Below are 22,766 nucleotides of genomic sequence, written 5' to 3' on the forward strand. Positions count from 1 at the left end.
TCCTCCGCCGCCGAGCGTCTCGCTTTATTATTCTAGCGAGCCGGCCCAGCGTACTGTCAGGATGCACTTAAATGCGAACAATTCCAAATGTCGTTTGAGTGAGCGCCACTCGAACCGGCGACTGCTTCGGGAAGCTGGGACTCGCCTCAATGAGGCAAGGTTGGGTCGCAGGCGGAACGTCCGCAAATGCCCGCCCTCCGAAGCTTCGGTTCGGGTCTCTTCTCGCCTCGTCGGCATGGGCCGGCGAGGAGACAGACGATGGGACATTCTGCACACGATCCGGCCGTCAAAGGACGGCCGGCCTGGAATGCTGGCCGCAAGCTCGGCGCCAAACGAGCCCTCAAACCTCAGCAGGTCTGGGCCATCCGGTTCTGGCTTGACCGCGAACGGCGCACGCGCGACCGGGCAATGTTCGATCTCGCCATCGACAGCAAGCTGCGCGGCTGCGACATCGTCAAGCTAGAGATCCGCGATCTCGTCAGTGGCGGTCGCGTTCGTAGCCGGGCCATTGTCATCCAGCGCAAGACCGGCCGACCAGTGCAATTCGAATTGCTCGAACCCGCACGAACCAGCATTCTCGCATGGCTGGAGGCCAGGGGTGGTACGCTCGACGACTACGCTTTCCCCAGCAGGCTGGACGGCGTCACGCACATCAGCACCAGGCAGTATGCACGCTTGGTCGATGAGTGGGTCACGGGCATCGGGCTGCGCAGCGAGGATTATGGTACCCATTCCCCACGCCGCACGAAGGCATCATTGATCTACAAGCGAACCGGCAACCTGCGTGCCGTCCAGATCCTACTTGGCCATACCAAGATCGAGAGCACGGTCAGATACCTCGGCGTCGACGTCGAGGATGCCCTGACCTTGGCAGAGGGAACTGAGATTTGAGCGTTCGGCCCCTCGGCTTTCGTGTCGAGGGGCTTCGGAACCGGCCCGGCAGCAAAGCGCCCATCCCGGCCATTCGGTCGCTTCTCGCAGCGTCTCCAAAGCAGACCCGAGCTCACCATAGCTACCGTTCTCGCCGCCGTACTTCGGCCTGTCTCGTGGTCAGCGAAATGTCGGAGGCGGTCCTGCCGATCCGCAGCACGCGCTGCGCCGAAACGGAGTCGCTCAGGCTCACCAAGGGGGCGCAGGACAAAATCGCAGATTACCACTGAAGAGCCGTCCGCGTGTGGGACCTTGATTGTGTGCCGACGTCGAAGGCGCCGGCGGTGACCCCGTCCAGCCAATCTCCAGCCTCGCCTGCAGGCTACTGGGCATAGGGACGCCGCTCACAGCTCAGGAACCGATCGACTCCGAGAACCCCGGCCGTTTCGTCGTTCAGGTAGCAATGGAAATCGCCCTGGCTGTCGGGAGATCCGGCCAACGCCCGCAGGCTGTTCCACTCCTCCGACGCCTGCGCCGAACCTTGGCTGTCACCCCGACGCATGGTCGATGGCGAACATCCGAAGCTGCGACGGAACAAGCGGTTGAAGTGGGATACGTCCGAGAACCCGCATTCCGTGGCGACCTCCGTGATGGTCTGCGGCGAGTTCGCAAGGAGCCAGCGTCCATAGAGGACGCGAAGGTCTCGTAAGTATTTCTGGACGCTCTTGCCGACGAGCTGGCGGAAGACACGTTCGAGCTGTCGCTTCGACGGTCCCACGGTTTGCGCGATCCTCTCGATGTGGTTCGCGACGTTGCCGAGGATCGCGTGGATCACCTTGCCGGGTGGGACGGCGGCCTCGACGGCATTGAGGAACCGGATGAACTCACTGTTCCGGTAGCGCTGCATGCAGCGGCCGAGCACGGTGCCCGCCAGAACGTCGAGAGTGGCAAACAGCGTCGTGGCGCCGTGCTGGGTATAATCGTGGGTCTGGGCGGCGGGATGGCCGGGGGCGAGTGGCCGGTCGGAGCGGGGCCGCTCCAGGGCCTGGATCTATCTGTACTCCTCAATGGACAGCACCACCGCGTGGGCGGGCGGGTCCATATAAACGCCGACGATATCCTCGACCTTGGCGGCGAAGGCTGGGTCACGCGATCGCTTGAACGTGCGCAGTCGATGCGGTTGGAGGCAATGAGCGTCGCGTATCTGCTGTACGGCGCGCAACGAGATCCCAACCGCCCGGGCTGAGGCACGTCCGGTCCAGCGGATGACCTCGCCCGGCGGCGCCGAGTAGGTCAGCGCTAGCACCTCGGCCACCGTCTCGGTCGGGTGGTGTGGTGTGCCAGGCGGACGCGTCTTATCGTGCCGAAGATCTTCGAAGCCCGCCTCGGCGTAGCGCTACTGCTAACGCCACATGGCCTGGCTGCTGACGCACGCCCGCCGAGCCACATCGTGAACGCTTAGACGCTCGGCTGAGAGAAGGACGATGCGGGCACGCTGGATGTGTTTAAGTAGGCGCGATCAATCCTGCGCTATCGTAGCGAGCCGGGTCACGTCGGCTGCATAAGGAAGCACGCAGACAGTCCAAGTCATCGCTCAGACTCACACACCTCATCACGCCCAAAGAATCCTTCCTCCGCGTCACTGCACTAGGACCGTGCGACCAACGTGACGCCGCCGATCATTAGGGCGCCCCCCACGATCCGCCACAGGCTGACTTCGTGGACCTTGAAACCGACGAGGCCGAAATTGTCGAGCAGGATCGACGTGACGACACCCGCCGTGACGAGCAACCCAAGGAAGGTCGCGGCTCCGACCTTCTTGGACACGTAGAGCTGGGCAAGTGCCAGGACGGCGCTTAGCACTCCCCCGTACCAAGCCCACCAGGGGACCTTGGCTAGACGGTCCATCCCCGGCCATCCGTACTGTCCGGTCCCCAGCATCACCACCGCGAATGTGGTGATGCCGATGATCAGGCTGATCACGCCCGCCAGCAGTGGCCGCCCGAGCGACTTCGCGAGGCCAGCGTTCTGGCCGGGTTCGATCGCGCTAGCGATGCCCGCCAACAGGACGAAGCCATAGAGAAGTAGCATGTCGCAATCCTGTGAGCCGCAAGCCGTTCGGAGCTTCGGCCCTGACTGTCAAAACAGCGCCACGAGGGCGACGCCCGCGATCATCAGAACCCCGCCGACGACGCGCCAGCGGCTAGCGCGATGCCGCTCGAAGCCCACGAGGCCATAATGGTCAAGGATGATCGAGCCGATGACGCCCGCCGTAACGATGCAGCCTAGGAACGGCGCAGCGCCGAGCTTCTCGGAGACGTAGAGCTGCGCCAGAACGATCACAGCTCCCAGAACGCCACCAGGCCAAGCCCACCAAGGGACGCTCGATGTAGCATCGGCGGCGGGTTTGCCCCAGAGGCGGACGACGAGCATCACGGCGAGGAGGCAGACGACCGATAGCCCGAAGCAAAACATGCCCGCCAGCATGGGCTGTCCCGTGGCCTTCGCCAGGGTAGCATTCTGGCCAGGCTCGATGGCGTTGGCGATGCCGGCCAAGAGTGCAATGGCGTAGAAGTACCACATAGGCTGCCAGAGCTCTCCCGGGGCACCCTTCCCACGTCGGACGAATCCACGAGAAGGTTTCGTTGCCAAACACAGCAGCGCGACAGGTGACTGCATCACATTGGCGGCGTAGCCCAGGGACAGATCGCCCCAGGGATTTTCTCCCCGGCGCACTGCCCCGGAGAACCCTTTGTCCTGTCCCCGTAAAAACGAGGCCAACCTTGATCTTTGTTGCTTTTGATGGGGTCGTCGGGCGGACGCCCCATAGCAACCCAGCCCGGCGAGGCGGATAGCAGCAAGATGCCTCGCCGAAACGAGCGGACACTTTGATGCAAGCCATTGAGTCGAACTGCATAGCTGCCAGTTATTTCGGAACACATTTGAATTTTCGAGCTAGTTTATGTGTTGCTTTACATGATATTTTCGTACGCGAGATATTGCCAAACCTTGATGCTGCTCAAACCAATTTAGCGTTGAGAAGCATTCTAAGTGATATCGAGACAGTCAAAGATATCACTCAGATTGCTGCACGCATCGTCGCTATCGAAGACAGGCTGCCTGTCATCATAGATGAGTTGGCGCACCAAGCTTGTGCCGCAGGCATCCGGTGGGAACAAGATGAAAGTGATTTCTTCGAAGTGACCGAACGCATCGGGCGATTAAAGATGATTGCATATCATTTGTCGGCGATGCTGGAGCGCTCATCCATACCGACCGGACAAAGTATCTTGCTGATGCCTTGCCCACAGGAGACGCATGTGTTTGGATTGCAGCTTCTGGGCATGACCTTCCGCGAGGCGGGCTGGGCGGTTACACGGCCCGAGATGAACTCCGAATGGCCAGGCGAACAGCTCACCCGGCTCCATTATGATGTCGTGGGCCTGACTCTGAGCAACGTCGGCCTACTCCCCCTCCTCCGCAATGAGATACCCCGCCTACGGCGGGCTTCCCGCAACCAATCGCTGCGCGTTTTGGTTGGTGGACCATGCTTCGATCTAGGCGAAGCGGACTTCCGTTCCGTAGGCGCCGACGCTTACGCTCCTGATGCGTGCAGTGCCCCGGCGATTGCCGATGAGATCGTCAATGAGCAAAAATTAATTTGCGCATGAAGCGCGATCTCGTAGAACCCTCAATAGGCAAGCAAATGCAAAGGTTCTATTTCGACGTTCAGAACGATGAAGCTGAAACAGATCACGTCGGTGTACTGTGTCGTGATCTCGATGGAGTTCGTGCCTGTGCCGTACGCACAGCGGCCTGCATTGCTGCTGAAGAAGCCGCGTTACGCAGTCACTACCACATCATCATCATAGTCCGAAACGAAGACGGCCAGACCGTTTTCAAAACATCACTTCACATTGCAAGCGTTTGAATAGACGACGGCAGGGGGACTGCGTGCGATCCAATGATATTTCAATTATGGAAATGTTTTTGAGGAAACTGGAGCGTGTTTCTGAATTGGGCGAAGAGGACCGTGCTGCGCTTCTTTCACTACCGTATACGATACGCCGCTTCGGCGCTCGGGAAGATATTTTCAGCTACGGGGAAAAGCCGGCCTATTGCTGCCTCGTCCTCGATGGATGGGTTCATCGATACGGTATCATCGGTAGCGGCAACCGGCAGATCCTACTGTTCTACATACCTGGAGACGTCCCCGATCTGCAGCATCTGTTCCTTCCTTTGCTCGACCACACGCTCGCAAGCATCACGGCCAGCACGCTAGCTTTTATTCCCCATCGCGCCCTCTACGCATTGGTCGAGCGGTATCCACGCCTGATGGCGGCGCTCTGGCGCGACACCTTAATCGACACGTCAATGTATCGCGAACGCGTGATGTGTCTCGGGCGCAGATCGACGATCAGCCGCACCGCGCACTTCCTCTGTGAAATGTACCTCCGGCAGGAATTAGCAGGTCTAGCCAGTGATTTGCGGTGTTCGATACCAGTCACCCAAGGCGAGATTGCGGACGTCCTTGGCGTTACACCGGTCCATCTGAATCGTTCTCTCGGGGCGCTTCGTCTGCGGAAATTGATCGAATTGACTGGCGGATACTTGCGGATCCTCGACCGGTCTGCGTTGGTCAAAGCGGCTGATTTCGACCCGACCTATCTCCATATCGGCGCGGTCGCGAAATCCAGCCTCCTTGCAACGAACAAGGCAACGGCGAAGTAAAAGCGCAGTGCGTCAACCATTTCGCTGCACACTGAGCTTGCCGCTCGGTTCGAGGATAAGCGTTCCTGCCATCCGAACATCACCGGTGCTGGATTGCCGCAAGGCTTCATCCAGATCCGCCGATGTGACTCCGTGAAGGAGGCGCGCTCCTTCCACGACGGCCCCGTCCCGCACGATGATCACGGGGCGGCCTTCGAGCAGGCTCGCGAGGCGTGGCGAGCGAGCAGCTGCCTGAGCAGCGAGCCAGTGCAGGAACAGCAAGACGGTGCAGGCCACAAGAGTGCCAGCGAGCGGAGCACCCCCGGTCAGCGCGCGACTTAAGGATGAACCGAGGATAATCGACACCACAATGTCGAGGGCAGACCATTTGCCAAAGGTTCGCCGTCCAGAGATTCGCACCAGCAGCAGTCCGTAAGAGAATATCAGTGCCGCGCGGGCGCATTCCTGTCCTACACTGAGGTCACGCCCGGCGCCGAAGATCGCCTCGAAGATTGTCATCCGCGTAGCCTTAGGCGGCGCGAGACGCGAGGACCGGATTGGGCTCGTGCGCCGTGTTGGCGGGTTCGATGCCATGGAACCGGTTCAGCTGGCGGCTGAGCAGCGAGCCGACGAGCGCAGCGTTGCCCAGGCTACGCAACATCGGGACCGGCCGAGAGAGGCTCCTTCCCCGGACATGGGGCCAGAGCTTGGCAAAGCCGATCCCGCCGCCATCCCGAATCTCCAGGGCGACGTCACCTGAGCCGTCCGCCCGATGCCGCAAGGCGATGCTGCGGAGGGCGCGCAAAGGAATGTCCACCGTCCCTTGCAGGGCGATGCCGTGGTGGATGACGAGGCGTAGGCTGGTTAGGGTGTAGGTCGTGCTGCGGGCGAGCGCCCAGGCGAGGTACGTCAGTATCAGGCCGAGGCCGATCCCCTGGACGACGATGAGGGTGAGATCTGATACCTCCTGCGGGCGAACGCCCCGGACCCAGCCGATCAAGGCGAGCTTCCAGGCGATGAGCCCACCGAAATAGGCCATGACCCATCGCGCTTTCAGCAGATGACGCCGCAGGCATTTTGCCTGGGGGCGGCCTTGCCACAGGATCCGCTCACCGGGTTCGAGGGTGAAGCCGACCGCGGCGGCCCCATCCGTTCGTGTCGTGATCTCGCTCATGCGGACCTCCTGAAGAACAGTCGTTTCAACCCGTGCGCATCACCGCCGCGCCGAGGATTTTGCATGGGTGACTGGCCGTACCGCCCCCGGCGAACGCCATCAGCGAACATCTTGCCGCCGGCGAAGTAGGCACAAATCTGATCCTCTTCCCGCGCGGTGATCCGGTCCGGATGCCTGAGTTCGGGGGCAGCGGCGAACTGCTCGCCGAAGATGGATCGGGTCTTCACCCGACGAAACTTCGGGCTGACATTGGCGTAGAAGATCGGCATTAGCCGGCGCCCTCCGCCGGTCAGCTCGATCTCCAAGTAACGCAGGAGCTTTGTGCCCCGGTCGACCCAGAGGTCACGCACATGCCCAGCCACCGCGTCGTCGCGCCCGACCACTGGCATCCCGACCGGGTCGGAATCGCCCCCCTGGACATGCCACTCTTCACCGACATCGCGCAGAGGAACGAGTTGAAGCCTCTCGCCCTCCTGCAGGAGTGGCTCGTCCTCTCGCAGCGCGTAGGCAGCAGGCCCAATCGGATCGCGCATGGGATTGGCCCCCGTCGGCATCCAGGCCGAGCCCGGGAACGGGTGCAGGTGCCGACCTGGCACCTCGGGCGGCGAGTCGTGGTGCGGCATGGTGGCCGTCCCACCCTTCATCAGGGTGTAAGTCTTCGGCGGCGGCGCTGGGGGGAAGCCAACCAGCGGGTGCGCTCGTTCGGGCTGCGTTGGGTCCTCCATCGGATACCCCTCGCGCTTGTCCTCGGCGCGCAGATACCAGACCAGGGTCCCGAAAAAGAGCGCGAAGGCCCAGAACAGTACGACCACACCGTCGAGGTTGTGAGTGATCGCGCCGAGATGGAAGCCCCAGGCTCCGACCGCCTCGCTTGCGGTCGTACTGCCGACCATCCCGGTGGCGGGATCGATGCCGTGTCCGGCCGCATGGGCGGCCTGACCGGCGATCTGGCTTACTCCGTCGTTCACCGCTGATCTCCCTGGCTCGCCGAGGCGGTATCGCCGGTTGGGGCATTCGCAGGTTCGGCGGCGGCTTGGCCGCGGCCCGGCCCTTTCAGCCCCGGGAAGTCCTTCAGGAGTTCCGCAGCATGGTCGTCGGGCTTGGGAAGGCCGTAATGGCAGCTCGCGCAGAGGACGAAGCCATTGCCCTGCTGCGGCCCGCGCATCCGCTCCGGCAGGACGATGTCGTGCGGAGTGTCCGCCGTCTCCCGGATCTGCGGCATCCGCATCGCCAGCGGTAGCAGCACGTTCCGGTTGATGTCGCGCGTCATCTGGATGCCGGAATATCCGGTCCAGCGCGCCGGCAGGCTCTGGCCCCAATCGTAGAAGGCGCGGGAGTTATGGCAGTAGGTGCAGTTGACGCCGATGCCGGACGTCATCTGCATCATGTACTCGTACAGGCGCTTGACCACGACTTGATCGGACGCCTGCCCGTTGGGCAGCGCCGTGTAGGACTGAACCAGACCCGGCGTATCTTGCAGTAGGTAGAGTTCGTAGCCGTCGTTGGGGAAGAACTGACGTACGCTATCGCCGGACTCGCCCCAGTTTTCCGCCTTGTCCATATGGGCGCCCACAGGATGGGGCGGACGCGTGAACCAGATCTCGGCCGGGACCGGCTGACCACGGTGGCAGGACCAGCACGTGACGCCGGACTCGCCGACATGCTCCTTCCAGTCCGCGTTGAGGTGGCGGACCATCTTGATCATGTCGCGCGCGGCCGCCTTGGTCGGCTTCGCGTCCGAGGCGAAGTCATCGCCCGCATGGCAGAAGTTGCAGCCCTGCTGCGGGGCGACCCAGTTGGTGATCGCCTGCTGCACTTGCATGAACTGGCCGGCATTCAGGTCGGTCAGCACGGTGACGTTCTTGTAGACCTCGGTGGCCGGGCGCGTGTCCGCGATCAACGGGGGATTGGCGGGCGGCGGTCCGTTTCGGGTCTGGAAGACGGGGCTGCCGGTCGGAGCGTACTGCACCAAGGACGGGCCGTTCGGGCCGGTCTGGACGCCCTTCACGGGCAGGTTCCAGGTCGGCACGAACACGAAGAACAGCCCGGCGCAGACCGCGCCCACGGCAAGCAGGGGAGGACCGATCCTCATCGTCCGAGCACCTTGTCCTGCATGTGTTTCAGAGCTTCGGGCGGCGGGGCCTGCGGCAGTCCGGGCGCTTGCCGGTATTGCGGCGCGAGCCCGTTCTTGACGCCCCACAGGTACCAGTTGTCGACGAGCGTCCCGGTGGCGAGGATGCCGATGCCGCCGGTCAGGGTGACGAGGGTGGCGAACCAGAACAGCCAGCGGTGGATCGACTCGTAGGTGGCGTTGAACCCCATGGTCCAGCGCCAGAACAGCGCCGCGCGCTCGGCCGCCGTGCCGCGATCAACGATCTGGTGAGTTTCCCGCTCGCCGCCCAGCGGCGTCACCGCCAGGATCGTCCCGGCATGCATGGCGAACAGCATCGTCGATCCGTAGAGGAACGAGATCGAGAGCATGTGGAACGGGTTGTAGAAGAGGTTGCCGTACCGGACCGACAAGGTCGCGGTCCAGTTGAGGTGCGGGATGACCCCGAACGGCACCGCCTCCGACCACGAGCCCATGGCGATGGGGCGGAAGAAGCCGAGCACGAGGTAGAGCCAGATCGCGCTGGCGAAGCACCACGGGATGTGGGTGCCCATGCCGAGGGCCCGGGCGCGGCGGTACATCTTCACCCACCACAGCAGGATCGCGGCGGTGAGGAAGAACCCTGCCATCAGCCACCAGCCGCCCTCATTCAGTGGCGGGAACGGATCGAGCCCGTACTTGGCCGGAGGCGGCCGGAGGGCCAGAAACGGCAACAGCCGGATGAACCGCACGGGGTTCCAATCCACCGAGGCCAGCATGTTCAGGCCGATGATCTCGATGGCGATGAAGCCGCAGAGCAGGGAGGCCACGCCAGTCGGCCCGAGATGGGTCGGCAGCACCTGCATCTCGCCGATGCGCCCGAGCCATTGCGAGTGGAACGGCTTCCCGATGCGGCCGGGGGAGCCGATCTGAAGCGGCGGGCCCGACTGGTCGGGGCCGCGCAGCTCGATATGCGTCCACAGGGTATGAAACTGCGGCATCCGGTAAGCTCCGAAAGGATGACGTGTTGGGGGGATGGTGCGTCCGGCGCGGCTAGATCTGGCCGCCCGTGCTCCAGATCGGCAGGTTCAGGTACCAGTCCCACCAGTACGGCCAGCCCTGGGTCCAGAACGGACCCGAGATGATCATGCAGACCGCGCTCCACAGCCCGGCATTCAGAGCAAGGAAGTAACCGAGCCGGTGAATGCCGATCTCGCCGATTGAATACGCGATCGTATCGCGGAAATAGGCGCTTTCGAATTCACCATACTTAACGGGTTTGCCCTTGCCGGGATTGGCTGCCGCCAGGATCTCGCCGGCATGGAGGCCGAGGGCGAAGGTCGTGGTGAAGAAGCACGTCACCGCGATCATGTGCGCGGGATTGTAGTGGAAGTGCAGGTGCTGGTAGCCGACGTTCGACACCCAATCGAGGTGGCTCATGATGCCGTAGGGGAAGCCGTAGCCCCAGGCTCCGAGCAGGAGCGGCCGGAACACAGTGAGCGTAGCGTAGGCAAGGATTGCGAACGAGAAGGCCACCGGCACGTGGTAGCCGATCCCCAGCTTGCGGCAGATCTCCACCTGCCGCAGCGCCCAGGAGACGAAGGCGCCCAGCGCACAGATCGTGATGATCTGCCAGAGGCCGCCTTGCTTCAGCGGCGCGAAAGCGAGCCCGTTGGCGATGGGCGGCGGATCGATGCTGATCTGGAACAGCGCCCAGGTCGGGCCGATGGCGGCGCCGTAGACGATGAGCAGCGTGCCGAGCAGGGCGAAGATGGCGGTCGTAACGCCGAAGAAGCCGACGTAGAACGGCCCGACCCAGAAGTCGAACAGGCTGCCGCCAACCAAAGTACCGCCAGCCACGCGGTACTTCCGCTCGAACGAGAGCATCGCCATGCAGCCATCCCCAGCCACCCTTGTGTCAAGCTACGTTGACAGGAAGAGGTGTCAGGCCACATTAACAATTATCAATGCGAGCGCCGGCCTGCTTGCTACGGTGATTTAGAGGCGAGTAGCGCCTACCAACGCGGATCGGGTCATCGCATGGCGCTGTGTCAAAGAGGGTTCATGTCCCTCGGGCTGCTCGTCGGTCTTGTCGGATCGACTAGCGCAGAACCGGTAAAGGCCCGGTTCGACACGTATTTCTATCAGGCGCCCCGATACACGGCCAGAGTGCTCGATGAGGTGCAGACCCAAGCGAGCCTCGACGTGATCTCATGCGAGGAACAATGGTGCCGGGTCCGCTACGGCGGGACTGAGGGGTATGTGCGGGACTTGGTCGTTCACGGCCCCCAGATCGACATATCGCACAAGGACAAGCAAAATCTGTCCAATTGCTTCAAGGCCGACCAGCCTGGAGGCAACGCTTGGCAGGTGGAGCGCTTCTGCCACTGACCGCCCCGGACGACGTCGCTCAACGAGACCGGTGACGGCCGACGTTAAGGTCCTTCCCGGCGCCGACAGCTCGCACCTATCAGTGCAGTGATCCGTCGCAGCAGCTAATTGGAGCCTTTCGCGTTGGCCTTGCCCAACGGTGAGACGACACAGGAGTTCGAAATGGCAACCCAATCCGCACAGTGGGACGAAGGCAAAGCCGCCAAGCGGTCCGGTGCGACCGACTCCGATAACCCCTACGAGGCCGGTTCGCAGCAGAGCGCGGATTGGTTGTCGGGCTTCACGTTCGACGAGCCGGAGCAGAACGTCGATAGGCCCGAACCCGGCGAAGGCTAAGTAAAGGGGGCGGCGGCGTCCGCTTAAATCGGCGCCACCAATCTTCGATCGTCCCGCAAGGCCCGCTCACCCGCCGCGTCACAGATCTCGACGCCAATCATCTTTCCTGCGACGCACGTCACCTGCTTCAGGTTCTGCCGCACAAGAGCGTCCTTGGTGTTGGCAGCCTGTATGAACAGGCCACCGAGATCAACTTACTATGAGTAGTCCGAAGAGGCCGCCATGAGGCCAAAGGTGGGATTGGAAAAATTGGACTCACACGGCTATCTTTAAGAGGAACTCGCGTCGGTGAGAAGCGACTCACTGGTACTGACCGCACGCAAACATAAAGAACACCGGGCACGACCTATCCCGCCCGATGAACTTTATCGTAATCTTTCAAATGATAACTAGCTGTCTTTCCAACGCCCCACTTCCGGTTATTGATCAAGCTGTCGACGTTTTTATTGGCTTCCTTGTTCTCTTTTTTCTGAGCATTGACCTGCTTTTTGGTATCCTTCATCGACATCTCGTCACGCTTGCCCTGTGGCATTTCCTGCGGGGCAGCGATGGCAGGCACGGATGCCAGAGTGAAGGCAACACACAGAGCAGCAATCATTGTGTTCTTGGTCATGATCATTCCTCCAGAGATTTAGCAAGGCTCGAAGACTTTATTGCGCCTTTCGTTCCTTGCCGTCCGATCACAAACTTGTCCTTAAATCTTAATAACACGAATTGGCAGCGATCTGTATTTGTATTCAGAGCCGCGCCACAGGCCCTCATGACCTCGGAGGTTCGAGCTCGCCCGCGCGGGTGACGAGCGCAGCCTGTGATGCGCTCGCCGAACAAAAAAGCGCTACTTGCTCGTCTTGGCGGTGCCGGTCGATTCCGGCGATTGAGACGAGGGCGTGCTCGTTGCGGCGGCACCAACCTTGTGCGGCAGCGTGATGGCGTCGATCACGTCGAAGCGCACCCTGTCTTGCGCCGTCTTCAACATTGCGTTCGCTTCGTAATACTTGCCCTGGCCGATCATTGTGGCGGCTTGATCGATGTCGGAGATAGTCTTGTTGAGCGGCAGGACGGCCATCGTGAAGTTGACTTCGACATGGGCCAACTTGAGCTTTTCCAGGGCGCCCTTCTGGTCTCCCTGAGCAAGATTCTTGTTTGCCTCATTCACCGCTGAGGCCTTATCGGGCGTGGCCACAAAGTCGTCACCCAGGGTCAGCTGGGCATCCACGGGCACCCAAGCAATCTGCTCCTTAGAGCTCGACGCGCTCGACGAAGCAGAGCCCTGTGCCATCCCCTTCTGTCCGGCAATATCGGCCTGCGTTTTGAGATCCGCTTCGGCCTTGGTGAACTGCGCATCGTCGGTCTTCGCTTTGGCGAAAGCCGCCTGCGCCTTACCGATCATGTCCTTGGCCTGGGCAGGGTTTGCCTCGAAGATCGCGAGGCGCGTCAGTTGGAGATTCCGGAAACCCTGCGCACCGTCCTTTGAGAGCTTGCCGACATCCTTGTCAGCCATATTCATCTGCGTGGAGTTTTGCTGAGCGGTCTGTTCGGCTGCAATGGCCGTCCCGCCGAGGATCGTCGTGAGCACAAGCGCCACGGTCAACGAATTGGTGTAAGCCATTCGATCATCTCCATCCCGCGCGAAAGAAAGACCTGCAGATGTACCGATCTCTTCAGTGCACGCGGTAATAAGAAATTGTCTTTTATTGAGTTGCGAATTACATCGTTGAAATATTCGTGAGCAGATAACATCATCGTGAAACAGGAATAATATTGACTTTTAACAATTAGATTTCGAACGTGACTGTACGGTCGGACATTCGAGAACGAGAGCGTCGTACCGGCTTTCGCTTCTCTACACCCACCTCGACCTCAAGCCTTCCCATCGCTGGCACGCCGTGACGTCCCAATCGCAGTTTTGGCGCGTGAGGAACTCGGCTCAGCGGAGTACAAGAAACGACAGGAAGCAAAGGCTTGCGAAGCCAAGCAGGCTTGAGATCCCCAGCAGTGTCAATTCCCAAGCAATCGACATGAAACAAAATCCTTCATGATCGCCGACTAACCGGTTGATCCAATGTCGGTTGCAGGGATGATTGCTCGAGGCTTGATATAGGTTATGAGAGTCGATGGGATTGGCGACGCAAGGAACTACCCCTCCCCGCGCGGGTTCGGATCGCGCAGCTCTCAGCCCCCTCCCCGGTTGAGGACCGGGCCGCAAAGGCTAAGGGCCGTGTTGACGATGCCGAGATGGGTCAGCGCCTGCGGGAAGTTGCCGGTCAGGCATTTCCCCGGCACGTCGTACTCCTCGGAGAGAAGGCCGACGTCGTTGGCCACACCGAGCACGCGTTCCAGGTAGGCCGTTGCCTCGTCATGGCGATTCTGCAGGCGCAGGCAATCTGCCATCCAGAGCGAGCAAGGCAGGAAGGCGCCTTCATCGGTCCCGTCCCCCTTGGCGCGGGTGCGCCGGATGAAGCCACCCTGGTTCAGGTCTGTCCCAATCCGGGCGATGGTGGCGGCCATGCGCGTGTCGTCAGCCGGCAGGAAACCCACGAGCGGCAGCAGCAGCAGGCTCGCATCCAGCACGTGGCTGCCGTAGCTCTGGGTGAACGTGGAAAGCCCCGTGTTCCAGCCTTCCCGGCAGACCTCGGTATGGACGCGGGCGCGCAGGACCTCGAGTCGCCCCCGCGTCTGCGCGTCTAGATCGGCGTGGGCGAGCGCCCGATCGAAGCCGACCCAGCACATCGCCTTGGAGTAGGTGTACTGCCGCGGGTGCCCGCGCGACTCCCATACGCCCGATCCACGGTGATGCCAGACCCGTTCCAGGTGCGCGACGATGCGCGCTTCCATCGCCGCCTGATGCGCGCTCGGTGCGATGCCGGCGCGACGGGCAAGGGCCAACGTGTCGAGTACCTCCCCGTAGACATCGATCTGGATCTGGGTCGACGCGGCGTTGCCGATCCGTACGGGCCGCGCCTCGCGGTAGCCGGGCAGCGCATCCACCGTCCATTCGTCGAGATGGCGCGAACCGTCGACGCGATACATGATCCGCATGACGTCGGGGTCGCCGGCGATCGCCCGCAAGAGCCAGTCGCGCCACGCGGTGGCCTCGGCGCTGAAACCGGCGTTGATGAAGGCACCCAGCGTGAAGGTGGCGTCGCGTAACCAGGAATAACGGTAATCCCAGTTCATCGTCCCCGCCGGGGCCTCGGGCAGGCTGGTGGTAGGCGCGGCGATCAGTCCGCCGGACCGCTGGTGGACCATGGCCTTCAGGGTCAGGAGCGAGCGCTTGACGGCGCCAGACCAGCGCGTGCGGGAGATATCGAATCCCTCGATCCAACCCTCCCAGTGTGCGAGCGTCGCATGAAGCGCCTCGCGTGCGTCGATGGGCTCGGGTTCAGGATCCCACGCGGCGGTACAGGTCAGGGCGAAGGCATGGGTTTCGCCCTCGCTCAGGGTGAAGCTCGCCGCGATGCGCCCGTCTTGCACTGCCACCGCCATCGGCGCGAGGAGGTACACTCGGTGCTGCCCTACCGTCGCGACCGCCCCATCGCCGCGTGTCTCGCACCACGGTGCCAGCGCGCCGTAGTCGAAGCGCAGGCGCAGGTCGAGATCCATTACGACTCTGCCGGACAAGCCCTCGACGATCCGCACCAACGACGAATGCCGCCCGCGGATCGGCATAAAATCGGTCATGCGCACCGCGCCGGCGTCCGTGTGGAAGGTGGTCTCCAGCACGAGGGTATCGCCGCGGTAGCGTCGCTCGATCTCGCCCGTGTCGCGGGGCGCGACCAGCCAGCGACCGTGGGACTCGTCGCCGAGCAGAGCGCTGAGGCAGGCGTCAGAATCGAAGTCCGGCCAGCACAACCAATCGATCGACCCATCGCGCGCCACCAGCGCAGCGGTCTGGCCGTCCCCGATCAGGGCATAGCTCTCGATCGGCTTACTCATGCTGCGGCTCCGAAGACGGGAAAATGGGGGCTCATGGACGGCGGCCGAGCAGAACGGCGACCGCGACGGCGAGCCAGGCGAGGCCGAGGACGGGTGAGGTCGTCGTTGCCGCGCTCTGAGTCACTTCCCGGCCCAGCGGGCTGCGCGCAGGGGTGGCTCCCCCTCCGCCCGCCGGATCAGTTGGATGAGCGCGTCGACTGTCCGCCCCTTCGACTGAGCCGTCGCCGTCGGTGATCCTGAGCTTCCCGCGAAAGATCACGTAGACCGCTGCGGTGTAGATCAGAGTGATCGGCAGGACTACGACGCCCGCCCCCCAGAACAGAAAGCGCAAGGTGCTCTCGGGGGCCGCAGCCTGCGGAATCGTGACCGAGAACGGCACGATGTAGGGCAGCACCGCGAATACCATCGTCGCGAAGGCGGCGCAGAACATGGCCATACTCGCCGGCAGCGGCCAGGCGTCCCGCCGTCGTAGGCTTGACCAGACAAGCAGGGCTGCGGCTGCGGTCCCGGCCGCGAGGAAGAGGAACAGGTATGGCCGCTCGAACCACTGCGCGGCGATGCGCAGGTGGAGGGCGAACACGCCGATCCCGGCGAGCGCGAGGAACGCGGCGAGGCCACCGATAATCCAGGGCAGAGTGCGGTAGCCGAAGGCGCGCACGTCGCCCTCCGTTTTGCGCACCAGCCAGGACGCCCCCAGCAGCGCATAGCCGAGCACGAGGCCGACGCCGCACAGCAGCGCGTAGGGGGTCAGCCAGAAGAATTGCGAACCGACGAACCGCCCGTCATGCACGGGCAGCTCCTGCACGAAGGCGCCGACGGCCGTGCCCTGAGCGAAAGCGGCCACGTACGAGCCCGCCGCGAAACTCGCGCTCCACAACCAGCGCCTCTCGCCAGCCCGGCCGCGGAACTCGAACGCGACACCGCGCAGGATCAGCCCGCACAGCATGACGATCACCGGCAGGTGGAAGGCGCCGACGAGGATCGCGTAGGCAGCCGGGAAGGCGCCGAACAGCGTTGCGCCGGCCACGATGAGCCAAGTCTCGTTGCCGTCCCAGACCGGCGAAATCGCCTGCATCATGTGATCGCGCGCCCGGGCGTCCGGGGCGAAGGGGTAGAGGATGCCCACGCCGAGGTCGAAGCCGTCGAGCAGCACGTAGAGCAGCAGCGACAGCCCCAGAACGTAGGCCCAGAACTCAGCCATGGCTCTACTCCGCCGGCTGCGGGTGCGGGCCGTCGCCGGGGACGGCCAGCGGTCGCTTGGCGTTGGTGGCCGAGCCACGGATAGGGCGCAGCGCCTCGGGGCCCTTGCGCAGGGTTCGATAGATGTAGAGCGTGCCCGAAAGGAAGATCGCCGCGTAGACTACTCCGAATAAGCCGAGCGTGAAGGCGACCGCCCCGGTGGTCAGTTGAGGGGTGAGTGCGTCGGCGGTGCGCAGATGCCCGTAGACGACGAAAGGCTGGCGCCCGACCTCGGCAGTGAACCAACCCATCAGCGTCGCCACGAAGCCGGCGGGGAAGCTCAGGAACATCGGCCAAAGAAGCCAGCGCGCGCGCTCAAGCCGACCGTGCCGCCACCCGAGCCACGCCCCGAGCCATGCCAGCGCCAGCATCCAAAGGCCGAGCCCGACCATGATGCGAAAGGTGAAGAAGACGATCCGCACGTTCGGCCGATCGGCCTCCGGGATGTCGAGGATGCCGACTTCTCGCGCGGTGGTGCTGCTGGAGTCGATCAGGCTGCCCACGGGGGCCGGCAGCTTGATCTCGTAGGCGTTGCGCCCCTCGGAGGGCATCGGCCAGCCGATCAGCACCTCGCCGGCCGGCTGAGCCGAATGCCAGCGGCCCTCCAGCGCGGCGATCTTGCTCGGCTGATGCTTCACGACGTAGCCGCCCACGAGATGGCCAGCGAGCAATTGCAGCGGCACGAGCACGGCGGCGAGGCGCAGGCCCATGCGCATCATCGTCCCCGCCTCCTCCGCGCGGCGGCGGCGCAGCGCGTACCATGCGCCCGTCGCCGCGACGCAGAAGGCGGTTGTGACGTAGGCCGCCAGGATCATGTGGACGAAGCGCTTGATCGCCACGTCGTTGAACAGGATCTCGACCCAGTCGGTCGGGGTGAAGACCCCATCCGCCCCGCGGGTGAAGCCGACCGGATGCTGCATCCAGCTGTTATTCGCTAGGATCCAGTAGGAGGACAGGTTGGTGCCGAGCGAGATCATCACGCAGGAGGCCCAGTAGGCCCACGGCGGCACCCGGTCGCGGCCGAACATCAGCACCCCGAAGAATGCCGCTTCGAGGGCGAAGGCCGTGTAGCTCTCGTAGGCGAGTAGCCCCCCCTGGATGCCGCCGCTCATCCGGGACAATTCGCTCCAGTTCGTGCCGAACTGGAAGGCCATGACGATGCCCGACACCACGCCGAGCCCGAAGGCGATGGCGAAGATGCGCAGCCAGAAGTCGAATAACTTGCGATAGACCGCCCGCCCCGTGACCAGCGACATCGTCTCCAGGAATGCGAGCCACGCCGCGAGACCGATGGTGAAGGCCGGGAAGATGATGTGGAACGAGATCGTGAAGGCGAATTGTATCCGCGACAGCAGCAGGGCGGTCAGGTCCATCGAAGCCATCCTTCGCGCGAGCTTGAAGCATCAGAACCTGTACTTCTTGGCGAGCAGGTGCAGGCCGGTGACGGCACCGATCGCGGCCGCCGCCCAGAACGCGGTGCGGTGACGGTCGGTGAACATCTCCCAGCTGCCCGTGCGCGACTGGCCATCGAAGCGGCCATGCGCGCCATAATCACCGGGTACGGGCTCGAACAGGTTGGCCGGTGCATCGTGCGGCAGGCGCTTGTCGGTGAGCTGGCCGCTGTAGCCGGCCTTCGCGAGATAGCGGTCGATCAGCCCCGGCGCGATGCGGTTGGCCAGGATCGCCTGCACCGTCGGGTAACCGACCCAGACTTGGCGGCGGCGGTGGGTGGCCGCGAACACGATGGCGCGGGCCGGCACCTCGGGCTGGTAGATCGGCGCCACCGGCTGCGCGCGGCGGCCCATCTTATTCATCGCCCAGTCGAACTGTGGCGTGTTGACCGCGGGCAGATCGACCATCGTTAGATGGATGTCGAGCTTGTCGTGCAGGATCTCGGAGCGCAACGAGTCCGTGAAGCCACGGATGGCGAACTTGGCGCCGCAATAGAGCGACTGGAGCGGCACGGAGCGGTAGGCCAGGGCCGAGCCGACGTTGACGATGGTGCCGCGGTTGCGCGGGCGCATGCGCTTCAACGCGCTCATCATCCCGTAGACCTGACCGAGGTAGGTCACCTGCGTGGCGCGCTCGGCCTCCTCGGCGGTGATCTCGCTCACGGGTGCGAAGACGGTGGCCATCGCCACGTTGACCCAGACGTCGATCGGTCCGAGTTCGGCCTCGACCCGGTCGGCAGCCGCCTCGACCGCCTTGGCGTCCGCGACGTCGGTGGGAATGGGCAGCGCACGTACCCCATGCCGGCGCAACGCCACCGCAGCCCGCTCCAACCGCTCCGGGTCGCGTGAGAGCAGGGCGACGTCGTAGCCGCGACGGGCGAACTCCTCGACCGTGGCGCGGCCGACCCCGGCCCCCGCTCCTGTGACGACGACGATACCGGACATGATTCTTCCTTCCATGGCGATGGCGGGTAATTGGCCGAGCCGCGACATCACGGCGGCCATTCGGCGGTGGAACCGGCCGGGGCCTCAGTGCAGGCGTTCGGCGATGCGATCGGCCACCCGCAGGGCGTTGGCGATGATGGTCAGCGTCGGGTTGACCGCGCCGATGGAGGGAAAGAAGCTCGCATCGGTGACGTAGAGATTGTCCACCTCGTGCGCCTTGCAGTCGAGGTCCAGCACGCTCGACCGAGGGTCGGTGCCAAAACGCAGCGTGCCCGCTTGGTGCGCCGTGCCGGAGAGCGGGATGTTCTTGCCGAGGTACAGCGAGCGCTCAAACAAGTAACTGTAGAGCCCGCCCGGCACGAGCAACTCCTCCAGCTTGGCTCGCAGCCTCCTATGCGCCTCGTGGTTGTTCTCGGCGATGTCCAGGATCACCCGGCCGTCCCGGTCGATCGACACGCGATTGTCCGGGTGGGGAAGATCCTCGCTCTGCAGCCAGAAGTCGATGGAGTGCCTAGCCATCATGTCAAACGGGGCATTTGGCAGAAAACCCGTCCACGCAGGCAACTCCTCACCGCGAATCTGTTCAGGGTGCGTCTTGGCGCACATCTGTATCAGTCCCATCGGGTGATCCCACTCCTTTGAGCCGAAGTAGAAATCCGAGACCGCGAGGGTTTTCTGGAAGACGGTCTCGTTGACCGCCTTCGACAGGCCCATCAGCACGGACATGTTGTGGCGCACGTAGTTGCGCCCAACTTGATCAGAGCTGTTGGCCAAGCCGTTCGGATGGGCGCCGTTGGCCGAGCGCAGGAACAGCAGGGCCGAGGACAAGGCCCCACACGCGACCACGACGATATCGGCGGTATAGCGCTCGTCGCGTCCCTCGCGGGTGACGCGAACACCGGTCACCGTTTGACCGGCGGGGTCGGTTTCCAGACGCGAGACGTAGGCATTGACGAGGAGCGTGACGTTGTCGTGCTTGGCCAGCGTCGGGTCGACAGTCATCACCTGGGCGTCCGCCTTGCCGTTGAGGAGGCACGGGAATCCGTCGAAGGCGTCGCAACGGATGCACACCGAGGTCGGGGTCGGTTTGCCGCCACGCTCGTCGAGCTTGATCCCAAGTGGTAAGTGGAACGGGCGTAAACCTTCCTTGGCCCAATCATCAGACAGTTGCTGGATACGCGGCTCATGGCTGACAGCCGGGTGCGTGTAGCCTCCGCTCGACCACGGTTCGGTCGGATCCTCTCCGCGTGTGCCATGGACCGCGAACAGGGCCTCGGCTTCGGCGTAAAACGGCTCGAAGTCCCGGTACGAAATTGGCCAAGCCGGTGAGATGCCGTCGACGTGGCGTAGTTCCTCGAAGTCCCGTTCGCGCAGACGAAATAGAGCCGCGCCGTAGACTTTGGAGTTACCGCCGACATAATAGTGAAGGCCTGGGTGAAACTCACGACCATCGCCACCGTACCACGTCTCGGGCGCCTGATACTTTCCGTCGACGAAAACACTTTTGGCGTTCCAGTTGTCTTGGCTGCGAGGGAGGTAGTCGCCGCGCTCAAGCAAAAGGATACGCTTCCCGGTTTTAGCGAGGCGGTGGGTCAGTGAACCACCACCGGGCCCTGAACCAATTACAATCACATCATAGTGATCGAGTGGCATTCACTTGTCCTGCGAAGGGCCGAGGCGGCTCAGCGGCTACAAGTGGCGCCGATTCAATTTGTTCCGACCCTATCAGCCTTCACTTTAAGGCGATTTACGCCGTCTTCTTTACAAATGTTGCAGATTCGCTTTCAAACAAGCGAATTATGCTCATCCGCTACACCCATCGGCCCACTCGCATCAGGAATCAGGATTGCGCATGATCAACCTTGCCGAATGGCTGAACACTGCTGTCCCATACCTTGCGAAGCTGTGCCTCGTAGGCATGTTCCCCCTGAGCGCCCTCGATAAGATCGTGCACTGGGATCAAGCGATGAAGCAAGCACGCTCCGCGCCGATTCCAGGTCCAGCTGTGCTGCTGGTGCTTGGCATCCTGGTTGAGACAATCACGCCGATGCTGATCATCATCGGATGGTGGGATCGCGCCGCGGCGTTTGTGCTCATGGGCTTCTGCGCGGTCACCGCACTGCTGTTTCATCGGTGGTGGGAATATCCGCATTTCTGGAACAGGCAAGGAGAAGGCAAGTCGCACTTCTGGGACTTCTTCAAGAACTTCGGTTTGGTCGGCGGCTTGCTGCTCGTGGTCATCATTGGCAGCTACGCGCCCATCAGCACCATCGGGGAACACCCCCTCGCGTCCGGCCCGCAGACAGTTTTTCCTTTGGTCCGTTGAGGTGAGAGAACAATATGTAGAGCCTCGTTCGCTGGCGCCACTGGACGGCAATGTTGGGTAGTTTGCGGTTGGTCCGCTGGTGGTCGCAAACGGTTTGAAGCGGACACCGCGAATGTCCGGCTGAGGAGCATCCCATGCCGATCGAGCAAGTCACGATCCGGACGCGCGACGGCGACTGCCCTTCACACGTTGTGACCCCCGCAAGCGGCGGACCATGGCCTGCGGTGATCTTCTACATGGACGCAGGTGGCATCAGGCCGGCGATGCTCGACATGGCTCAGCAGCTCGCTGACGCTGGCTACATCGTCCTACTCCCGGATCTCTTCTACCGCTACGGACCCTACGGGCCATTCGTACCGAAGGAAGTGTTCGCGGGTGACTTCCGCGCAGTCCTGGGGCCGCTGATGGCTACAACGAGCCCTTTAATGGCGGCTGAAGATGCAGAGGCCATGCTGGCTTACCTCGACACGTGTGACGACGTCGAAGGCCGCAAGATCGGGGTGGTGGGCTTCTGCATGGGCGGAGGCATGGCCTTGGCCACAGCGGGAACCTATCCCGAGCGGTTCGCCGCGGCTGCAAGCTTTCACGGAGGCAATCTTGCGACCGATGCGCCGACGAGCCCCCACCTGTTCGCTGCCAAACTAAAGGCGGAAGTTTACATCGGCGCGGCGGAGAACGATGGCAGCTACCCGCCTGCAATGGCCGAGCGGCTGGAGAGAGCTCTGACGGATGCTGGCGTGCAGTTTACAACGCGGACTTATCCGGCGGCGCATGGCTGGATGATGCCGGACTTCCCTGTCTTTGACCATGCTGCGGCTGAGCAGGGTTGGAGCACAATGCTTGCGCTCTTCGGCCGGACTCTGCACGGCGGCGAGTGATGACGCGGGCGCTGATCCGGCGTCCACTTAGGGGCAGGCCATGAAATGGCCTCAACGGCGAGGTCGGGTCGGTAGAAGCCTGTCCGCTTTTCCGGCTGGCCTCCCCGAAGCGGTCATTCTGCTTTCGGCCAGACTACGTCATGCAGGATCGCGAATGCACGCAAAACCGGTCGTTCGGCTTTGCGCCCATCCTAGCCATTCAGCGGCTTCTCCCGAAATCCGCGAAGCAGACAAGGCCCGTGAAGTAGTTCACCCGCGTAGGGTACAGTCCGCACGCTTAAGTGCATGACGCCGCCCCCTAATCGGTCAGCCAGCACCACGAGGCGGCCCTCATGTCGCCGTTCGACCTGCTCGTGTGGCACCGCCCGCGGATCGAGAGGCTGTTCGGGTTCCAATCCCGCACGAGGCGCGATGCGCGCCC

Annotated in this window: 24 protein-coding genes and 1 pseudogene; 8 read left to right on the forward strand and 17 right to left on the reverse strand. The window is 63.0% G+C overall.

What is annotated here, in order from left to right; genetic code table 11:
* The first annotated feature begins 258 nt into the window (after positions 1-258).
* Positions 259-891 carry a tyrosine-type recombinase/integrase gene (locus tag AO398_RS23475; protein ID WP_058194593.1) on the forward strand — a complete coding sequence of 211 codons (633 nt, stop codon included), beginning with the start codon at positions 259-261 and terminating at the stop codon, positions 889-891.
* Between the two features lie 361 nt (positions 892-1,252).
* On the opposite strand, the gene AO398_RS29150 is transcribed toward AO398_RS23475, so the two are convergent.
* The 4 genes and pseudogenes from AO398_RS29150 to AO398_RS23490 form a co-directional block, all read right to left on the reverse strand.
* Positions 1,253-1,705 (reverse strand): helix-turn-helix transcriptional regulator, encoded by a 453-nt coding sequence (locus AO398_RS29150; RefSeq protein WP_201025817.1) that lies wholly within the window; start codon positions 1,703-1,705, stop codon positions 1,253-1,255.
* Positions 1,683-2,461 (reverse strand): annotated as a pseudogene (locus AO398_RS29535) (IS630 family transposase); the annotation flags it as partial. The pseudogene AO398_RS29535 and the gene AO398_RS29150, both read right to left, overlap by 23 nt.
* A gap of 56 nt (positions 2,462-2,517) precedes the next feature.
* Positions 2,518-2,961, reverse strand: a complete 444-nt coding sequence (locus AO398_RS23485; protein WP_058194594.1) for a DMT family transporter — start codon at positions 2,959-2,961, stop codon at positions 2,518-2,520.
* 48 nt (positions 2,962-3,009) lie between these two features.
* Positions 3,010-3,453 (reverse strand): DMT family transporter, encoded by a 444-nt coding sequence (locus AO398_RS23490; protein ID WP_058194595.1) that lies wholly within the window; start codon positions 3,451-3,453, stop codon positions 3,010-3,012.
* A gap of 308 nt (positions 3,454-3,761) precedes the next feature.
* Between AO398_RS23490 and AO398_RS28565 the strand changes: the two genes are divergently transcribed.
* Genes AO398_RS28565 through AO398_RS23495 form a run of 3 tightly spaced genes read left to right on the forward strand, consistent with a single transcriptional unit; the run spans position 3,762 to position 5,601 of the window.
* A complete protein-coding gene (locus tag AO398_RS28565) occupies positions 3,762-4,541 on the forward strand; it encodes a hypothetical protein (protein ID WP_152997632.1) in 780 nt (259 codons plus the stop codon).
* Positions 4,538-4,801, forward strand: coding sequence for a hypothetical protein (locus AO398_RS28570; protein WP_152997633.1), 264 nt, complete (start codon positions 4,538-4,540; stop codon positions 4,799-4,801). Before AO398_RS28565 ends, AO398_RS28570 begins: the two co-directional genes overlap by 4 nt.
* Positions 4,802-4,848: 47 nt before the next feature.
* Positions 4,849-5,601: a Crp/Fnr family transcriptional regulator gene (locus tag AO398_RS23495; protein ID WP_058194596.1), complete on the forward strand. Its 753-nt coding sequence runs from the start codon at positions 4,849-4,851 to the stop codon at positions 5,599-5,601.
* A gap of 12 nt (positions 5,602-5,613) precedes the next feature.
* On the opposite strand, the gene AO398_RS27795 is transcribed toward AO398_RS23495, so the two are convergent.
* From AO398_RS27795 to pufL, 6 genes are read right to left on the reverse strand one after another with little or no spacing between them, the layout of a single operon-like run.
* Positions 5,614-6,099 carry a YetF domain-containing protein gene (locus tag AO398_RS27795; RefSeq protein WP_082643419.1) on the reverse strand — a complete coding sequence of 162 codons (486 nt, stop codon included), beginning with the start codon at positions 6,097-6,099 and terminating at the stop codon, positions 5,614-5,616.
* Positions 6,100-6,109: 10 nt separating this feature from the next.
* Entirely contained in the window at positions 6,110-6,754 is a 645-nt protein-coding gene (gene puhB / locus AO398_RS23505; RefSeq protein ID WP_058194598.1) for a photosynthetic complex putative assembly protein PuhB, read from the reverse strand.
* The gene (gene puhA, locus AO398_RS23510) at positions 6,751-7,722 is read right to left on the reverse strand and encodes a photosynthetic reaction center subunit H (RefSeq protein WP_058194599.1); all 972 of its coding nucleotides are present in this window, start codon (positions 7,720-7,722) and stop codon (positions 6,751-6,753) included. The genes puhB and puhA overlap by 4 nt, the downstream gene beginning before the upstream one ends.
* Complete coding sequence (gene pufC, locus AO398_RS23515; protein WP_082643420.1) at positions 7,719-8,846, reverse strand: photosynthetic reaction center cytochrome PufC; 1,128 nt, start codon at positions 8,844-8,846, stop codon at positions 7,719-7,721. The genes puhA and pufC overlap by 4 nt, the downstream gene beginning before the upstream one ends.
* A complete protein-coding gene (pufM, locus tag AO398_RS23520; RefSeq protein WP_058194601.1) occupies positions 8,843-9,844 on the reverse strand; it encodes a photosynthetic reaction center subunit M in 1,002 nt (333 codons plus the stop codon). The genes pufC and pufM overlap by 4 nt, the downstream gene beginning before the upstream one ends.
* Positions 9,845-9,896: 52 nt before the next feature.
* A complete protein-coding gene (gene pufL / locus AO398_RS23525) occupies positions 9,897-10,736 on the reverse strand; it encodes a photosynthetic reaction center subunit L (protein WP_058194602.1) in 840 nt (279 codons plus the stop codon).
* A gap of 171 nt (positions 10,737-10,907) precedes the next feature.
* Between pufL and AO398_RS23530 the strand changes: the two genes are divergently transcribed.
* Both AO398_RS23530 and AO398_RS28575 read left to right on the forward strand, forming a co-directional pair.
* On the forward strand, positions 10,908-11,234 hold the full coding sequence (locus tag AO398_RS23530) for an SH3 domain-containing protein (protein ID WP_160329352.1): 327 nt from the start codon (positions 10,908-10,910) through the stop codon (positions 11,232-11,234).
* Positions 11,235-11,357: 123 nt separating this feature from the next.
* The gene (locus AO398_RS28575; RefSeq protein ID WP_152997634.1) at positions 11,358-11,570 is read left to right on the forward strand and encodes a hypothetical protein; all 213 of its coding nucleotides are present in this window, start codon (positions 11,358-11,360) and stop codon (positions 11,568-11,570) included.
* 346 nt (positions 11,571-11,916) lie between these two features.
* Here the strand turns inward: AO398_RS28575 and AO398_RS27800 are convergent, their stop codons facing one another.
* From AO398_RS27800 to AO398_RS23560, 7 genes are all read right to left on the reverse strand, one after another.
* Positions 11,917-12,183: a hypothetical protein gene (locus AO398_RS27800; protein ID WP_244498872.1), complete on the reverse strand. Its 267-nt coding sequence runs from the start codon at positions 12,181-12,183 to the stop codon at positions 11,917-11,919.
* Positions 12,184-12,405: 222 nt separating this feature from the next.
* Positions 12,406-13,179: a YfdX family protein gene (locus AO398_RS23535; RefSeq protein WP_058194604.1), complete on the reverse strand. Its 774-nt coding sequence runs from the start codon at positions 13,177-13,179 to the stop codon at positions 12,406-12,408.
* A gap of 563 nt (positions 13,180-13,742) precedes the next feature.
* The gene (locus AO398_RS23540; RefSeq protein ID WP_058194605.1) at positions 13,743-15,506 is read right to left on the reverse strand and encodes a glycoside hydrolase family 15 protein; all 1,764 of its coding nucleotides are present in this window, start codon (positions 15,504-15,506) and stop codon (positions 13,743-13,745) included.
* A gap of 31 nt (positions 15,507-15,537) precedes the next feature.
* Complete coding sequence (gene cydB / locus AO398_RS23545) at positions 15,538-16,707, reverse strand: cytochrome d ubiquinol oxidase subunit II (protein ID WP_082643421.1); 1,170 nt, start codon at positions 16,705-16,707, stop codon at positions 15,538-15,540.
* A 4-nt stretch (positions 16,708-16,711) separates the two neighbouring features.
* On the reverse strand, positions 16,712-18,118 hold the full coding sequence (locus AO398_RS23550) for a cytochrome ubiquinol oxidase subunit I (RefSeq protein WP_058194606.1): 1,407 nt from the start codon (positions 18,116-18,118) through the stop codon (positions 16,712-16,714).
* A gap of 30 nt (positions 18,119-18,148) precedes the next feature.
* Entirely contained in the window at positions 18,149-19,141 is a 993-nt protein-coding gene (locus AO398_RS23555) for an SDR family oxidoreductase (protein ID WP_058194607.1), read from the reverse strand.
* An 84-nt stretch (positions 19,142-19,225) separates the two neighbouring features.
* The gene (locus AO398_RS23560; protein ID WP_058194608.1) at positions 19,226-20,794 is read right to left on the reverse strand and encodes a GMC family oxidoreductase; all 1,569 of its coding nucleotides are present in this window, start codon (positions 20,792-20,794) and stop codon (positions 19,226-19,228) included.
* A 199-nt stretch (positions 20,795-20,993) separates the two neighbouring features.
* Here AO398_RS23560 and AO398_RS23565 point away from each other — a divergent pair, with 199 nt between their 5' ends.
* Positions 20,994-21,467 (forward strand): DoxX family protein, encoded by a 474-nt coding sequence (locus tag AO398_RS23565; protein WP_058194609.1) that lies wholly within the window; start codon positions 20,994-20,996, stop codon positions 21,465-21,467.
* A 134-nt stretch (positions 21,468-21,601) separates the two neighbouring features.
* Positions 21,602-22,345: a dienelactone hydrolase family protein gene (locus tag AO398_RS23570; protein WP_058194610.1), complete on the forward strand. Its 744-nt coding sequence runs from the start codon at positions 21,602-21,604 to the stop codon at positions 22,343-22,345.
* Positions 22,346-22,766 lie beyond the last annotated feature (421 nt).

This window comes from Methylobacterium sp. GXS13, from assembly GCF_001455965.1.
Taxonomy (GTDB): Bacteria; Pseudomonadota; Alphaproteobacteria; order Rhizobiales; family Beijerinckiaceae; genus Methylobacterium.

Bases quoted from the DNA above. Each gene is read 5' to 3' on its own strand.
- AO398_RS23475 (WP_058194593.1), top strand. From the start codon at position 259: ATGGGACATTCTGCACACGATCCGGCCGTCAAAGGACGGCCGGCCTGG.
- AO398_RS23485 (WP_058194594.1), bottom strand. From the start codon at position 2,961: ATGCTACTTCTCTATGGCTTCGTCCTGTTGGCGGGCATCGCTAGCGCG.
- AO398_RS23490 (WP_058194595.1), bottom strand. From the start codon at position 3,453: ATGTGGTACTTCTACGCCATTGCACTCTTGGCCGGCATCGCCAACGCC.
- AO398_RS28565 (WP_152997632.1), top strand. From the start codon at position 3,762: ATGCAAGCCATTGAGTCGAACTGCATAGCTGCCAGTTATTTCGGAACA.
- AO398_RS28570 (WP_152997633.1), top strand. From the start codon at position 4,538: ATGAAGCGCGATCTCGTAGAACCCTCAATAGGCAAGCAAATGCAAAGG.
- AO398_RS23495 (WP_058194596.1), top strand. From the start codon at position 4,849: ATGGAAATGTTTTTGAGGAAACTGGAGCGTGTTTCTGAATTGGGCGAA.
- AO398_RS27795 (WP_082643419.1), bottom strand. From the start codon at position 6,099: ATGACAATCTTCGAGGCGATCTTCGGCGCCGGGCGTGACCTCAGTGTA.
- puhB (WP_058194598.1), bottom strand. From the start codon at position 6,754: ATGAGCGAGATCACGACACGAACGGATGGGGCCGCCGCGGTCGGCTTC.
- pufC (WP_082643420.1), bottom strand. From the start codon at position 8,846: ATGAGGATCGGTCCTCCCCTGCTTGCCGTGGGCGCGGTCTGCGCCGGG.
- pufM (WP_058194601.1), bottom strand. From the start codon at position 9,844: ATGCCGCAGTTTCATACCCTGTGGACGCATATCGAGCTGCGCGGCCCC.
- pufL (WP_058194602.1), bottom strand. From the start codon at position 10,736: ATGGCGATGCTCTCGTTCGAGCGGAAGTACCGCGTGGCTGGCGGTACT.
- AO398_RS23530 (WP_160329352.1), top strand. From the start codon at position 10,908: ATGTCCCTCGGGCTGCTCGTCGGTCTTGTCGGATCGACTAGCGCAGAA.
- AO398_RS27800 (WP_244498872.1), bottom strand. From the start codon at position 12,183: ATGACCAAGAACACAATGATTGCTGCTCTGTGTGTTGCCTTCACTCTG.
- AO398_RS23535 (WP_058194604.1), bottom strand. From the start codon at position 13,179: ATGGCTTACACCAATTCGTTGACCGTGGCGCTTGTGCTCACGACGATC.
- AO398_RS23540 (WP_058194605.1), bottom strand. From the start codon at position 15,506: ATGAGTAAGCCGATCGAGAGCTATGCCCTGATCGGGGACGGCCAGACC.
- cydB (WP_082643421.1), bottom strand. From the start codon at position 16,707: ATGGCTGAGTTCTGGGCCTACGTTCTGGGGCTGTCGCTGCTGCTCTAC.
- AO398_RS23550 (WP_058194606.1), bottom strand. From the start codon at position 18,118: ATGGACCTGACCGCCCTGCTGCTGTCGCGGATACAATTCGCCTTCACG.
- AO398_RS23555 (WP_058194607.1), bottom strand. From the start codon at position 19,141: ATGTCCGGTATCGTCGTCGTCACAGGAGCGGGGGCCGGGGTCGGCCGC.
- AO398_RS23560 (WP_058194608.1), bottom strand. From the start codon at position 20,794: ATGCCACTCGATCACTATGATGTGATTGTAATTGGTTCAGGGCCCGGT.
- AO398_RS23565 (WP_058194609.1), top strand. From the start codon at position 20,994: ATGATCAACCTTGCCGAATGGCTGAACACTGCTGTCCCATACCTTGCG.
- AO398_RS23570 (WP_058194610.1), top strand. From the start codon at position 21,602: ATGCCGATCGAGCAAGTCACGATCCGGACGCGCGACGGCGACTGCCCT.